Origin of the sequence: Streptomyces telluris (genome assembly GCF_024519335.1) — a bacterium.
Taxonomy (GTDB): domain Bacteria; phylum Actinomycetota; class Actinomycetes; order Streptomycetales; family Streptomycetaceae; genus Streptomyces; species Streptomyces telluris.
Genome location: NZ_JANIID010000007.1, coordinates 252,472 through 266,384 on the forward strand (window position 1 = coordinate 252,472; position 13,913 = coordinate 266,384).

Sequence of the window (13,913 nt, forward strand, 5' to 3'; positions counted from 1 at the left end):
GGTATGGCGGCACTCGTGTGGTTGCTGATTCCGGTTGCCGCGGCCGTCGTTGCCCTGCTCTGGGGCACCTGGGCCGCTCGTAACCGCAAGAGCGGGGACATCTCCGAGCTAGCGGGGTATGCCCGGTTCCGCGAAGCGATGGAGCGGCGCGAGGCGATGGAACCCCGTGAGGCGAGGGAACCGCAGGATTCCGGTACCGGGGTCGCCTGAAGCGCCCCCCGGCTCGCGCCGGGGCGCCGGCGCGTTTTCGCGAGCCCCGGGTGGCCTCCCCGGACGGACCGCCCCGCGGGTGGACTGTCGGACCCGTCCCGTACTGTCGTTCCATGCCCCGCCGCACCGCGACGATGCTCGCCTCCCTCTTGATGCTGATCGCGCTCCTCTGCGCGGGCGTGCTGATCCCCGTGCCCTACGCGGAGATGTCGCCCGGGCCGACGGTCAACACGCTCGGTGAGCACGACGGGGAGCCGGTGCTGCAGATCTCGGGGCACCGGACGTATCCGACGACCGGCAACCTCAACATGACGACGGTCCGCGTCACCGGCTCGCGGTACCGGATGAATCTGGTGGAGGCGGTCTACGGCTGGATCGCCCACGACAACCTCGTCGTCCCGCACAGCACGCTCTACCCGGACGACAAGACGCCCGACGAGCTCAACCAGGAGACGGCGGAGGAGTTCAGCCAGTCCCAGGAGAGCGCCAAGGTGGCGGCGCTCAAGCAGCTGGGCATCCCGGTCGGCACCCGCACCGTGGTGGCGTCGGTCGTCAAGAACAGCCCGGCCGAGGGGCAGCTGCACGCCGGTGATGTGATCAAGGCCGTCGACGGCACGGAGATCAAGCAGCCCGGGGACGTCGCCAAGCTGGTCACCAAGCACCAGCCCGGCCAGAAGGTCACCTTCCGGATCGTTCCGGCCAAGGAGGCCGCCGCGGCCGAGAAGGAGAAGCGGCAGCCGGCCGTCGAGCAGGACGTGACCCTCACCACGACGAAGGCGTCCGACGACAAGCGCGCCCTGGTCGGCATCCAGGCCGGGACGGACCACACCTTCCCGTTCACGATCAACATCAAGCTGGCGGACGTCGGCGGGCCGAGCGCCGGGCTGATGTTCGCCCTCGGGATAGTCGACAAGCTGACCCCCGGGGACCTGACCGGCGGCAAGTTCGTCGCCGGCACCGGGACCATAGACGACGACGGCAAGGTCGGCCCGATCGGCGGCGTCGAGATGAAGACGGTGGGCGCGCGCTCCAAGGGCGCCCGCTACTTCCTCACGCCCAAGGACAACTGCGCGGCCGCCGCGAAGGACAAGCCCTCCGGGCTCACGCTGGTCAAGGTCGACACCATAGGGGACGCCGTCGGCGCCCTGGAGAAGATCCGCAAGGGGGACTCGGCCGGCCTGCCCTTGTGCACGACCGGCTGAGCCCCCGCTGCGGGCGCGGCATCAGTCCTCGAACGTCGCCGCCAGCGCCTCCGCCAGCCCCGGCACCAGGTCCGGGCCCGTGAGGACCTCGGTCGGCGAGTCCTTCTCGCGCAGCCGCACCGCGGTCTCCCGCGCCCCGTCCCGCAGCACGGCGACGGTCATCCGCACCTCCTGCCGGTCCGGGTGGGCGGCGACCCACTTGGCGAGCTGCTTCTCGTTCATGCCGTTGGGCACCGTGCCCTCGGCGGACGGCGGCAGCATCAGCCGCTCCACGGTCAGGGCGCAGCCCGTCACGGCGCCGGGCCACGCGATGGTGCCCAGGAACTTGTCCAGGGCGGTGCCCGCCGGGACCTCGTCCTGCTCGATCGGGGTGAGGGAGCCGGCCTGGGCGGCCGCGTCGAGGCCGAGCTGATCGGCGAGGCCGGGCTCCTGGGCGCGCAGCTTGGCCGTGTCCACCAGGGCGAACAGCCGCGCGGGCTGGTCCCAGCCGAGGGTGGAGGCGTACTGGTCGATCTCGAGAACGGCGCGGGTCAGCGGGCTGGCCGCCATGGGGACATCGCCGCCCGGGCCGCCGGGGCCGGACGGGAGCGAGGGGTCGGGGGTGCTGGAAGTGCTGGACATGAGCAATATCGTGCCCTGAGAGTGACCGAAAACGGGAACTGAGTAAAGCCTCGGTAAGTTGCCACCTTGGGCCCTAGTATCGCTGGGCCCTGATCGACAGCTCCCCAGACAGCGAACTTCGAGGTGCGCACCTTGGCTTTCCAGATGCCGGACCGCGGCGGAGGCCCGACAGGGCCACGGATCAGAGTCGGCCGACCGTCCCGGCGGATCCGGACCCTGCTCACCACGCTGGGCGTGCTGGCCGCGCTGGCCATGCTCTTCGTGATGTTCGCGGGGTTCTGGACGGACTGGCTCTGGTACCGCTCGGTGGACTACTCCTCGGTCTTCACCACCACCCTAGGCACCAAGATCGGGCTCTTCGCGGTCTTCGGCCTGCTGATGGCGCTGGCGGTGGGGACCAACATCTGGCTGGCGCACCGGCTGCGGCCGCCGCTGAGCGCGATGTCGATGGAGCAGCAGAGCCTCGACCGCTACCGGATGAGCATCGCGCCGTACAAGAAGTGGGTGCTCCTCGCGGTCACCGCCCTCGTGGGCCTCGTCGCGGGCGCCTCGGCGGCCGGGCAGTGGCGCACGTGGCTGCAGTGGGTCAACGGCGTCCCCTTCCACCAGAAGGACCCGCAGTTCCACAAGGACATCGCGTTCTACACCTTCGACCTGCCCTGGTACCGCTTCCTGCTGAGCTTCGGCTTCGCGGCCGCGGTGCTGTCGCTGATCGCCGCCGCCCTCGTGCACTACCTCTACGGCGGCCTGCGGCTGACCAGCCCGGGCCACCGGGCGACGGCAGCGGCCACGGGGCACCTGTCGGTGCTGCTCGGCATCTTCGTGGGCCTGAAGGCCATCGCCTACTGGCTGGACCGCTACGGCCTGGCGGTGAAGTCCAGCGGCCTGAAGTCCACCGACGGCTGGACGGGGCTGCGCTACGTCGACGCCAACGCGTATCTGCCGGCCAAGACGATCCTGTTCATCATCGCGCTGATCTGCGCGGTGCTGTTCTTCGCCACCCTGTGGCGGCGCACCTGGCAGCTGCCGGTGATCGGCTTCGGCCTGATGGTGCTCTCGGCCGTCCTGATCGGCGGGCTCTACCCGGCGATCGTGCAGAAGTTCCAGGTCCAGCCGAACGAGCAGGCCAAGGAAGCGCCGTACATCAAGAAGAACATCACGGCGACGCGTGAGGCGTACGGGATCGGCGACGCCGACGTCCAGAACTACAAGGGCAACAGCGATCTGACGGGCAAGGACCCCGAGAAGCTGCGCGCCGCGGTGAATTCGACGGCCAGCCTCCGCCTCCTCGACCCGAACCTCGTCTCGCCCGCCTTCCAGCAGGAGCAGCAGGTCAAGGGGTACTACCAGTTCCCCTCCACGCTGGACGTCGACCGCTACAAGGTGGACGGCAAGGAGCAGGACACGGTCATCGGTCTGCGCGAGCTCAACCTCAAGGGCATTCCCGAGCGCAACTGGATCAACGACCACTTCAAGTACACCCACGGCTACGGCGCCATCACCGCGAAGGGCACCACGACCGACAAGGCCGGGGCGCCGGACTTCACGGCCAAGAGCCTGCCGACCGAGGGCCTGTTCGGCCCCTACGAGCAGCGCGTCTACTACGGCGAGAAGACGACGCAGTATTCGATCGTCGGCGGTCCGCAGGAGGAGCTGGACTACTCCTCGGACAAGGGCGAGCGGAGTTACTCGTACAAGGGGAAGAGCGGGGTCAACCTTTCCAACCCCGTCAACCGGGCCGCGTACGCGGTGGCTTTCGGTGAGCCGCAGATCCTCTACTCGGGCGCCATCGGCAAGGGTTCGCGGATTCTTTACCACCGCACCCCCAAGGAGCGCGTCGAGGCGGTCGCCCCGTGGCTGACCATCGACGGCGACGCCTATCCGGCGGTGGTCGACGGCCGCATCCAGTGGATCGTGGACGCGTACACGACGACGAACGGCTATCCGTACGCCTCCCGTACGACCCTCGGCGACACCACGGCCGACTCGCTGACGACCGGCCAGCGTGCCGTCGTCGCCCAGCAGAACCAGGTCAACTACATCCGCAACTCCGTCAAGGCGACCGTGGACGCCTACGACGGCACGGTGAAGCTGTACCAGTGGGACGAGAAGGACCCCGTCCTCAAGACCTGGATGAAGGCGTTCCCCGGCACGGTGAAGGCGAAGAGCGCCATCAGCTCCGCGCTGATGGACCACCTGCGCTACCCGCAGGACCTCTTCAAGGTCCAGCGCGAGCTGCTCTCCCGGTACCACGTCACCGACTCGGAGACGTTCTACACCGGCAGTGAGCGCTGGGAGGTGCCGGACGACCCGACCAACACCAAGGGCAACGCGGTCCCGCCGTACTACCTGAGCATGAAGATGCCTCGCCAGGAGAAGCAGACCTTCTCGCTGACGACGACCTTCACGCCCAAGAACCGGACGAACCTCGGCGCCTTCATGGCCGTGGACGCCGATGCCAAGAGCAAGGACTACGGCAAGATCCGGATACTGAAACTGCCGTCCGAGACCTCGGTCTGGGGACCCAGACTGGCGCAGGGCAAATTCAACAGCCACACACCTGTCGCCGACCAGATCAACATCTGGAAGAAGGGCGACTCCGAGGTCGAGTACGGAAACCTGCTGACCGTGCCGCTGGACGGCGGACTGCTGTACGTGGAACCGGTCTATCTGCGAGGTGCCGGCTCCAATTACCCGCTCCTGAAGAAGGTGCTGGTGAACTACGGCGACAAGATCGCCTTCAGGGACACCCTCGACGAGGCCCTGGATGAGATCTTCGGCAGCAAGACCGCGCCGTCCAAGCCCTCCGAAGGCACCCAGAAGCCCGCCCCCTCCCAGGACCCCACGGTCAAGCAGGCCCTGAAGGACGCCCAGGACGCCTTCACGGCCGGCCAGAAGGCCCTGGAGAACAAGAACTGGGCGGAGTACGGCAAGGCCCAGGACGCCCTGAAGGAGGCCCTCGAACGGGCCGCCAAGGCCGAGGCCAAGGCCGCCGAGAAGAGTGGCGACAAGAGCGGGGACAAGGGCAGCGAGCAGGGCGGCAAGCCCGGAAGTTGATCAAGCTCCGCCCCGCGCCGTGGTACGGTTGTTCCACAACAGCGCGGGGTGGAGCAGCTCGGTAGCTCGCTGGGCTCATAACCCAGAGGTCGCAGGTTCAAATCCTGTCCCCGCTACTTCATGACAAGGCCCGGAGTCCGGCTACGGACTCCGGGCCTTGTCGTTCCCGGACCCCGCCGGCCACCCCGGCCGTGCGGTGTCCGGGTGACGCGGACTGTGCGGGTTGTGTGCGGGGCTTCTGTGGAGAGTTTGGAGCCCCGTCGTGTCGGGAAGTCGGGAAGTCGACAAAACGCTGAAGTGACCTCACTGGCTGCGGTATACCAGGTGTACGCGGGTTGCGGGTGGTGCGACGATGGGGCTTATGGGGGACAGGACGACGCTGTGGGAGACAGGCCGGCTTGTAGAGGCTCCCGGTGACGGGAGCGACCAGGAAATGCCGGGCGTGCCGGGGTTCCGCCCCGGCACGGCGGACTCCGCCGACGCCGGCGACGCCGCCGACCTCGAGCTGGAGACCGCCCGCCGCCGTGCCGCGGAGAGCGGCGACCCCGCCGCTCTGAGCATGCTCGGCGCCCTGCTGCTGCGCCGCGGGGACCTCGACGGGGCGGAGCGCCACCTGCGCGCCGCCACCGCCGACGGCGACCGCTCCGCCGCCAACAACCTCGGCGTCCTGCTGCACCAGCGGGGCTACGCCGACGAGGCCGCCGGGTGGTGGCGCATCGCCGCCGTCGCCGGGTCCGCCGCCGCCGCGCACGCCCTCGGCCGCTACCACCGCGAGCGCGGGGACGAGCCCGCCGCCGAGTACTGGCTGCGCCAGTCGGCCGAAACCGGGCACGCCCTCGGCGCCTACGCCCTCGCCGACCTGCTGGAGCACCGCAGCGACGTCGGGGCCGAGCGCTGGTTCCGGTCCGCGGCCGAGCGCGGCCACCGCGAGGCCGCCTACCGCCTGGCCAGGATCCTGGACGGCCGGTCGCCGCGCTCGCGCGCCGAGAGCCTCGGCCCGGGCGGCGTCGAGACCTCCGTCCGCGAGCTGCGCGCCGCCGCCGCGGGCGGCCGCGACGGCGGGGGCCCGGCCCGCGAGGCCGAGCAGTGGTACCGCCAGGCCGCCGCCCGCGGCCACCGCCGGGCCGCCCTGCACCTGGGCACCCTGCTGGAGGGCCGCGGCGAGACCCAGGAGGCCGCCCACTGGTACCTGACGTCCGCCAAGGACGGCGAGCCCCGGGCCGCCTGCGCGCTGGGCTTCCTGCTGCGTGACGCGGGCGACGCCGACAGCGCGGCCGTGTGGTGGCGCCGCGCCGCCCAGGACGGCGACGGCAACGCCGCCAACGCCCTGGGCGCCCTGCACGCCGACCGGGGCGAGTCCCAGGAGGCCGAGCGCTGGTACCGCACGGCGCTCGACCACGGCGACGTCAACGGCGCCTACAACCTGGGCCTGCTCTGCGCCGAGCAGGGCCGTACGGCCCAGGCCGAGCAGTGGTACCGCCGCGCGGCCTACGCCGGGCACAAGGAGGCGGCCAACGCCCTCGCCGTGCTGCTGCTCCAGGGCGGCGACGCGGCCGGCGCGGAGCCGTGGTTCTCCAAGGCCGCCGAGGCGGGCAGCGTCGACGCCGCCTTCAACCTCGGCATCCTCTACGCCGGGCGCGACGAGGACCGCGCGGCCTTCCAGTGGTACGAGCGCGCGGCGACGGCCGGGCACACCGACGCCGCCCTCCAGGTCGCCATGGCCCTGCTGCGGGACGGGGACGAGGAGGCCGCCGAGCGCCACCTGCGGGTCGCCGTGCGCGGCGGCAGCGCGGAGGCCGCCTTCCGGCTGGGCGCGCTGCTCGACCGGGACGAGGAGGCCCGCGAGGAGTGCGAGGAGTGGTACGGGCGGGCGGCCCGGCAGGGCCACCGGCGGGCCCAGGTGCGGCTCGGGATGCTCGTCGCCGAGCGGGGCGACGTGGTCGAGGCCGCGCACTGGTACCGCGAGGCGGCCGAGGCCGGCAGCCGCAACGGCGCCTTCAACCTGGGGCTGCTGCTGGCCCGCGAGGGCAGCGAGCCGGAGGCGGCCCTGTGGTGGGCCCGCGCGGCCGAGGCCGGGCACGGGCGCGCCGCCCTGCGGCTCGCCCTGCTGGCGGCCCGGCGCGGGGATCTCACCGAGGGGCGGCACTGGTGCGACCGGGCGGTCGCGCTCGGCCCCCCGGAGGTGGCCGAGCGCGCGGCGCGCCTGCGCGATGCGCTGCAGCAGGAGCTGACCGCGTAGGGGCAGGCCGGCGACGGGCCAGGGGGGCCTGGGCAACTCGTTTGCTTCTGCTGCGCCGGAAGGGTTAGAGTAAAGCTACCGACGCGGGGTGGAGCAGCTCGGTAGCTCGCTGGGCTCATAACCCAGAGGTCGCAGGTTCAAATCCTGTCCCCGCTACTCCAAGGCAAGGCCCGGATCCTCAGGATCCGGGCCTTCGCCGTTTCCGGGCCCGGATCGTTTCCGGGCCCGTCGTGCTCGTGGCCCCCCCCCGGGCGCCGCTGCGCTCAGCTCGTGGAGCAGTTGGGGCACACGCCGCGGTACGTGACCTCGACGGCGGCCACCTGGAAGCCGAAGCGCTCCTCGGCCGGCAGGACGGCCATCAGGTCGCCCGTGGGGTGCACGTCGCGGATGGTGCCGCATTGGGAGCACACCAGGTGCTGGTGCGCGTGGTGGGCATTGGGGTCGTACCGCTTGGCGCGCCCGTCCGTGCTCACTTCCATGACCTCGCCCAGGGAGACCAGCTCCCCGAGGGTGTTGTACACGGTCGCGCGCGAGATCTCCGGCAGTAGTTCCGCGGCCTTGGCGTGCACTTCGTCCGCGGTGTAGTGCACGTGGTCCCCGTCCAGGACCTCGGCCACGACGCGTCGCTGTGCGGTCAGCCGCCAGCCGCGTCCCCGGAGCCGTTCCAGCAGGTCACTCATGCCATTCACCTATCAGTCAGATGGGACCAGCGTAGCAGCGGCCCTCGTCCACGATTGGATCTCGTTTTTATGTTAGGTCCATCTTGACTTAGACATTGTCTAATGTAGGATCGAGCTCGGCTCAGGCCAAGCGATCAGGTCAAGCCAAAGCGATCGGGTCCGGCCAGACGACCGGCCGGACCCAGTGGCCGAGTGAGGGACGAGATGACGGAGGCACACGTGTCGGTTCAGGGCGAGACCATTCCCACGACGGGCCCGCTGACCACGGAGTCCGGAGCTCCGGTCGCGGACAACCAGAACAGTGAGACCGCGGGTGTCGGCGGTCCCGTCCTGATCCAGGACCAGTCGCTGCTGGAGAAGCTCGCGCACTTCAACCGCGAGCGGATCCCGGAGCGCGTGGTGCACGCCCGCGGCGCCGGTGCCTACGGCACGTTCACCGTCACCGCCGACGTCTCGCGGTACACCCGGGCGAAGTTCCTGTCCCAGGTGGGCAAGGAGACCGAGACGTTCCTGCGGTTCTCCACCGTCGCCGGCAGCCTCGGCTCCGCCGACACGGTGCGCGACCCCCGCGGCTTCGCCCTGAAGTTCTACACCGAGGAGGGCAATTACGACCTCGTCGGCAACAACACCCCGGTGTTCTTCATCAAGGACGCCATCAAGTTCCCCGACTTCATCCACACCCAGAAGCGCGACCCGTACACGGGCTCGCAGGAGGCGGACAACGTCTGGGACTTCTGGGGGCTTTCGCCCGAGGCCACCCACCAGGTGACCTGGCTCTTCGGCGACCGCGGCATCCCCGCCTCGTACCGCCACATGAACGGCTACGGCTCGCACACCTACCAGTGGCAGAACGAGGCCGGCGAGGTCTTCTGGGTCAAGTACCACTTCAAGACCGACCAGGGCATCAAGAACCTCACCCAGGACGAGGGCAACCGCATCGCCGGCGAGGACCCCGACTTCCACCAGCGCGACCTGCGCGAGGCCATCGAGCGCGGCGAGTTCCCCACCTGGACCCTGCAGGTGCAGATCATGCCGGCGGACGAGGCGGCCCAGTACCGCTTCAACCCCTTCGACCTCACCCGCGTGTGGCCGCACGAGGACTACCCGCCGATCGAGATCGGCAAGCTGGAGCTCAACCGCAACCCCGACAACGTCTTCGCCGAGGTCGAGCAGTCCGCCTTCTCGCCGGCGCACTTCGTGCCGGGCATCGGCCCCTCCCCGGACAAGATGCTGCAGGGCCGGCTCTTCGCCTACGGCGACGCCCACCGCTACCGCGTCGGCATCAACGCCGACCACCTGCCGGTGAACCGCCCGCGCGCCACCGTGGCGAACACCTACGGCCGTGACGGCTACGCCTACGACGGCCGCCACGGCCGGTCCAAGAACTACGAGCCCAACAGCTTCGGCGGCCCCCGGGAGACCGGGCAGCCGCTGTGGGGCTCCACCTCCGTCAACGGCGGCACCGGCAACCACGCGGTGGTCTCGCACGCCGAGGACGACGACTTCGTCCAGGCGGGCAACCTCTACCGGCTGATGTCGGAGGAGGAGAAGGAGCGCCTGATCGCCAACCTCGCGGGCTTCATCGCGAAGGTGTCGCGCGCCGACATCGCCGAGCGGGCCATCAACAACTTCCGCCAGGCGGACGCGGACTACGGCAAGCGACTGGAGGCCGCCGTCCAGGCCCTGCGCGGCTGAGTGGCCGCTTGCCGTACGAGAACCGGGGAGGCCGGACGCCAATGGGCTCCGGCCTTCCCGGCTGCCCGGAAGCCCTCAGCCCGCCAGCGCCCCGGCCGCCGCGTCCTCGCGGGCCCCGTGCGCGCCCGTCCGCAGCCAGCAGCGGACGATGTCGCGCACCGACACCACGCCGACCGGCCCCTCGCCGTCGAGGACGATCAGGTGGCGGAATCCGCCGCGCGACATGGCGTTCGCGGCCTCGTCCAGCGTCCACTCGGGCGCCGCGAAGACGACGTCCGTCGTGGTGTGCGCGTGGGCGGTCTCCCGGTCCGGGTCCTGCCCGGCGCCGACGGAGTTGAGGATGTCCCGCTCGGTGAGGATGCCGAGACCGCTCGTATCGGGGTCGAGGACGACCGCCGCGCCTATCCTGCGCGCGGACATCAGCCTGGCCGCCTGTCGGAGGGTGTGGGCGGGGCCGATGGTGAGGACCACCGTGCTCATGGCGTCGCGGACGAGCATGGCTGGAGCCACCTCCTTGGTGGACCGCGAACCCCCTGCCGGGATTCACAAGTTCACAAGCGTGGGGCCCTCATCGTCACACGGCACGGCGTGCCCAACAAGAGGCGCGCAGGGCCGTAACCGCGCTCGGCGGCACTCCCGGATCCGCCCGGGCGCGCTACGTGCGCAGGTAGCCCAGGAGCTCGTCGTGGAGCAGGCCGTTGGACGCCGCGGCGTCGCCGCTGTGCGGGCCCGGCCGGCCGTCCAGCCCGGTGAAGCGGCCGCCGGCCTCCTCCACGATGACCACGTTCGCCGCCATGTCCCACAGGGACAGCTCCGGCTCGGCGCAGATGTCCACCGACCCCTCGGCGACCATCATGTACGGCCAGAAGTCGCCGTAGCCCCGGGTGCGCCAGCAGTCGCGCGTGAGGTCGAGGAAGCCCGGCAGCAGGCCGCGCTCCTCCCAGCCGCTGAGCGAGGAGTAGGCGAACGAGGCGTCCTCGATACGGCCCACGCGGGACGCCTGCAGGCGGGTCGCCGACGTCAGGCTGCGGCCGGTGTACGCACCGGATCCCCGGGCCGCCCACCACCGGCGGCCCAGCGCCGGTGCCGACACCACGCCCACGACGGGCTCCCAGCTGATCGAGCCCGCGTACTCGGTCTGCACCATGAGGGAGATCAGCGTGGCCCAGACCGGCACCCCGCGCACGTAGTTCTTGGTGCCGTCGATCGGGTCGATCACCCAGCGGCGCGGGCCCGTGCCCTCGCTGCCGAACTCCTCGCCCAGCACCGCGTCGCGCGGACGCGCGCGCTGCAGGTGACCGCGGATCAGCTCCTCGGCGGCCTTGTCCGCCTCGCTCACCGGGGTCATGTCCGGTTTGGTCTCGACCTTCAGGTCGAGGGCCTTGAACCGGTCCATGGTGGCCGCGTCGGCGGCATCCGCGAGGACATGGGCCAGCCGCAGATCATCGTGGTAGTCGGACATGGCTGAACAGTACCCGTGGCCGCCGCTCCGGCACTCGCGGCCCGCCCACGGCTCTTGACACCGTATGGCGGCACGTCAATTCTGTGCCCACAGTCGTGGTGCGGCCGGACGGCCGGGGAGGCGACGATGCCCGCGGCACGAGAGCTCTTGCTGGACGCGGCCTTCGCGGCGCTTCGCACCCGGCCCTGGAACGGGGTCCGGATGGTCGACGTCGCGGCCGCGGCCGGGGTCTCCCGGCAGACGCTCTACAACGAGTTCGGCAGCAAGGACGGCCTCGCCCGCGCCCTGGTCCGCCGGGAGGCGGAGGCCTTCCTCGCCGGTGTCGAGCGGGCCCTGGCGGCCGCGCCCGCCGGCGCCGCCGCGGACGCCGGGGAGCGCTGTGCGGCCGCCGCCTGCTGGATCCTGCGCACGGCCCGGGCCAACCCCCTCGTCCGGGCCGCGCTCACGGGGTGCCGCGGGGAGCGGCTCCCGGCCGCCGCGGCACCCGCCCCGCCGGGCCCGCGCGGGCCGTTCGCCCCGCCCCGGGGGCGCTCCGGGCCGGGCGCCGCGGCCCTCGCCGAGGCCGTCCGCGACCGCACCGTCCGGGCGGTCTCCGGCACGGCCGCCGACCGGGCGCCGGAGGTCACGCGGTGGGCCTGCGAGGCGGCCGTACGGCTGACGTTGTCCTACGTCGTCGTCCCGGGCGCGTCGGACGAGGAGGCCGCCGGCCACGTCGCCCGTCTGGTCCGCACCCTGGTGGGCGAGCGGGCGACGGAAGCACCCCGTCCGGAGCAGTGACCGGCCGGGGCGGCGGGCATTTCAGGCGGCGCTTCAGCCGGCGCTTCGGCGGCCGCTTCAGGGATTACCTGATTACTCCAGGAGTTACTCCAGGAGTTGCTTCAGGGGTTACTTCAGCCATCCGATCCGGACGCTGTTCTCGTCGCCCAGCCCCGGCGCTCCGGTGTTGGCCAGGCCCTTGCGGATCGCGATGATCTGGGGCCGCTGGTAGAGCGGCACCGAGTGACCGAGCTCCCAGACCTTGGCGTCCGCCTCGTTGTACAGCGCGACCTGCTTCGCGGCGTCCGTGGTCCGGGACGCCTCCACCATCAGCCTGTCCACCTCGGGGGACGAGACCCGGCCGTAGTTGGTGAAGGCGTTGTCGCCGTCCGGCTGCCGGTAGTCCTGGTAGGAGCTGGAGCGGTAGATCCGGTCGACCTGGCGGAACTGCGTGAGGTCGTAGTTGCCCCGGTGGACGTACCGGTCGAAGTAGTCGTCGCCCGGGACCTTGCGCAGGTCGACCTTGATCCCGATCTCGCCGAGCATCTGCTGGGTGAGCTTGGCCTGGTCCTCGGCGAGCCCGACCGCGTCGGCGGGCATCACGTACTCCAGGGCGAGCGGCTTGCCGTCCTTGCTGCGCGGCTTGCCGGCGCCCTCCTCCTTCCAGCCCGCCTCGTCCAGCAGCTTCTTCGCCCGGGCGACGTCCCGCTTGCCGAAGGAGCCGGCGTTGTCCCGGTAGCCCTCCTGGTTCGGCATGAAGAAGTGGTTGTTGACGACCTTGGGCCGGAAGGGCAGGTCCTTGCCCGCCACCTTCGCCAGCGCCTCGCGGTCCACGCCCAGGGCCACGGCCTGGCGCGCCTTGACGTCCTGGAGCGGCCCCCGGGCGCCGTTCATGCTGAGCGTGACCTGGTCCCAGCGCGCGCCGATGCGTATGTCGGTGCCCTGGTCGCCCTTGAGGCGCTGGTACGCCTCGGGAGTGGAGGCCGGGGCCTCGTCGAGCTCCTTGTTGAGGTAGGCGTCGGTGCGGGCCTTGCTGTCCATGGCCCAGAAGATGTACTTGTCCAGCTTCGGCTTCTCGCCCCACCAGGCGGGGTCCGGGACCAGGGTGATGGTCTTCGCCGTCCTGTCGTACCGGCCGACCTTCCAGGCGTTGCCGGTGACCGGCACCTGACCCGCCCAGCTCTTGTTGAAGCTGTCCGGGTTCGCGTTGAGGGAGGCCGGGAGCAGCGGGTCGAAGAGCATCTGCCAGTCGGCGAAGGGGGTCGCGAAGGTGACCCGCACCTCGTGCTCGTCCTTGCCCTGCTCGACCTTGGCGATCTGGTCGTAGCCGCTGGTGGAGGCGACCTGGAAGCCCTTGTCCTTGCCGCTGAGCGCCTTCCACTGGGCCTCGAAGTCGGCGACGCCCAGCGGCTTTCCGTCCGACCACCTGGCCTTGGGGTTGAGCTCGTACGACACCACCTGCGGGTCGGTGGAGACGACCTTCGCGGAGGCCAGGTAGTCCGGGTTGGAGTGCGGGACGCCCTTCGCGTCGAAGGTGAACAGGTCGGGCTCCACCAGGGCGGTGATCGCCGCGGCGTCGCCCTGGGTGCCGTCCGTCTGGTTGGGGTTGTACTGGTTGATCCACTGCTGGATCGAGACCTTGTGGACGCCGCCCTGCTTCAGGTCCTCCGCCGGGTGCGGGTTGAGGTCCTGGGCGCCGGCCGCCGGTGCCGCCTGGCCCTGCGCGCCGTCGTCCGTGGACTTCCCCGAGCCGCTGCCGCAGGCGGTGACCACCAGCGCGGCGGAGACGGCCGCGGCCGCGAGGGCGGTGGCTCTGACGGGCCTGATCATGGCGGGTTTCCTCTCATGGGGGACGGGCGGCCCGGCCACCGTAAGCACGTCACTGCCGCCTCAACAGGCCCATACGGTCAAGCGTTTACAGCATTTATCGCGCACGAAACACATCCGAAACAGAAAGAAACCGAACGGTAGGTTCCGCCGGATAGTGTCAC

At 70.8% G+C, this 13,913-nt stretch carries 11 protein-coding genes and 2 tRNA genes; 8 read left to right on the forward strand and 5 right to left on the reverse strand.

What is annotated here, in order from left to right; all coding sequences use genetic code 11:
* Positions 1 to 3: 3 nt before the first annotated feature.
* Together NQU55_RS11180 and NQU55_RS11185 are read left to right on the forward strand one after the other, a co-directional pair.
* Positions 4 to 210, forward strand: coding sequence for a hypothetical protein (locus NQU55_RS11180; protein ID WP_168094123.1), 207 nt, complete (start codon positions 4 to 6; stop codon positions 208 to 210).
* Positions 211 to 323: 113 nt separating this feature from the next.
* On the forward strand, positions 324 to 1,412 hold the full coding sequence (locus NQU55_RS11185) for a YlbL family protein (RefSeq protein ID WP_256790393.1): 1,089 nt from the start codon (positions 324 to 326) through the stop codon (positions 1,410 to 1,412).
* A gap of 21 nt (positions 1,413 to 1,433) precedes the next feature.
* Here the strand turns inward: NQU55_RS11185 and NQU55_RS11190 are convergent, their stop codons facing one another.
* Positions 1,434 to 2,033, reverse strand: coding sequence for a PPA1309 family protein (locus NQU55_RS11190; RefSeq protein WP_168094278.1), 600 nt, complete (start codon positions 2,031 to 2,033; stop codon positions 1,434 to 1,436).
* Between the two features lie 144 nt (positions 2,034 to 2,177).
* Here NQU55_RS11190 and NQU55_RS11195 point away from each other — a divergent pair, with 144 nt between their 5' ends.
* The 4 genes from NQU55_RS11195 to NQU55_RS11210 all read left to right on the forward strand — a co-directional run bounded on the left by NQU55_RS11195 (position 2,178) and on the right by NQU55_RS11210 (position 7,485).
* The gene (locus NQU55_RS11195; RefSeq protein ID WP_284702506.1) at positions 2,178 to 5,090 is read left to right on the forward strand and encodes a UPF0182 family membrane protein; all 2,913 of its coding nucleotides are present in this window, start codon (positions 2,178 to 2,180) and stop codon (positions 5,088 to 5,090) included.
* Between the two features lie 42 nt (positions 5,091 to 5,132).
* Positions 5,133 to 5,206: transfer RNA gene (locus NQU55_RS11200), tRNA-Met, on the forward strand.
* 236 nt (positions 5,207 to 5,442) lie between these two features.
* A complete protein-coding gene (locus NQU55_RS11205; protein WP_256790397.1) occupies positions 5,443 to 7,329 on the forward strand; it encodes a tetratricopeptide repeat protein in 1,887 nt (628 codons plus the stop codon).
* Positions 7,330 to 7,411: 82 nt separating this feature from the next.
* A tRNA-Met gene (locus tag NQU55_RS11210) sits at positions 7,412 to 7,485 on the forward strand.
* 107 nt (positions 7,486 to 7,592) lie between these two features.
* On the opposite strand, the gene NQU55_RS11215 is transcribed toward NQU55_RS11210, so the two are convergent.
* On the reverse strand, positions 7,593 to 8,009 hold the full coding sequence (locus NQU55_RS11215; RefSeq protein WP_168095320.1) for a Fur family transcriptional regulator: 417 nt from the start codon (positions 8,007 to 8,009) through the stop codon (positions 7,593 to 7,595).
* Between the two features lie 204 nt (positions 8,010 to 8,213).
* On the opposite strand from NQU55_RS11215, the gene NQU55_RS11220 reads away from it, so the two are divergent.
* Positions 8,214 to 9,704 (forward strand): catalase, encoded by a 1,491-nt coding sequence (locus NQU55_RS11220; protein WP_168095319.1) that lies wholly within the window; start codon positions 8,214 to 8,216, stop codon positions 9,702 to 9,704.
* Positions 9,705 to 9,779: 75 nt separating this feature from the next.
* Here NQU55_RS11220 and NQU55_RS11225 read toward each other — a convergent pair whose 3' ends face one another.
* Positions 9,780 to 10,202, reverse strand: coding sequence for a CBS domain-containing protein (locus tag NQU55_RS11225; RefSeq protein WP_168095318.1), 423 nt, complete (start codon positions 10,200 to 10,202; stop codon positions 9,780 to 9,782).
* Positions 10,203 to 10,359: 157 nt separating this feature from the next.
* Positions 10,360 to 11,166 carry a histidinol-phosphatase gene (gene hisN / locus NQU55_RS11230; RefSeq protein WP_168095317.1) on the reverse strand — a complete coding sequence of 269 codons (807 nt, stop codon included), beginning with the start codon at positions 11,164 to 11,166 and terminating at the stop codon, positions 10,360 to 10,362.
* Positions 11,167 to 11,292: 126 nt separating this feature from the next.
* Between hisN and NQU55_RS11235 the strand changes: the two genes are divergently transcribed.
* Positions 11,293 to 11,943, forward strand: a complete 651-nt coding sequence (locus NQU55_RS11235) for a TetR/AcrR family transcriptional regulator (RefSeq protein ID WP_168095316.1) — start codon at positions 11,293 to 11,295, stop codon at positions 11,941 to 11,943.
* 108 nt (positions 11,944 to 12,051) lie between these two features.
* Here the strand turns inward: NQU55_RS11235 and NQU55_RS11240 are convergent, their stop codons facing one another.
* A complete protein-coding gene (locus NQU55_RS11240; RefSeq protein WP_168095315.1) occupies positions 12,052 to 13,752 on the reverse strand; it encodes an ABC transporter family substrate-binding protein in 1,701 nt (566 codons plus the stop codon).
* Positions 13,753 to 13,913 lie beyond the last annotated feature (161 nt).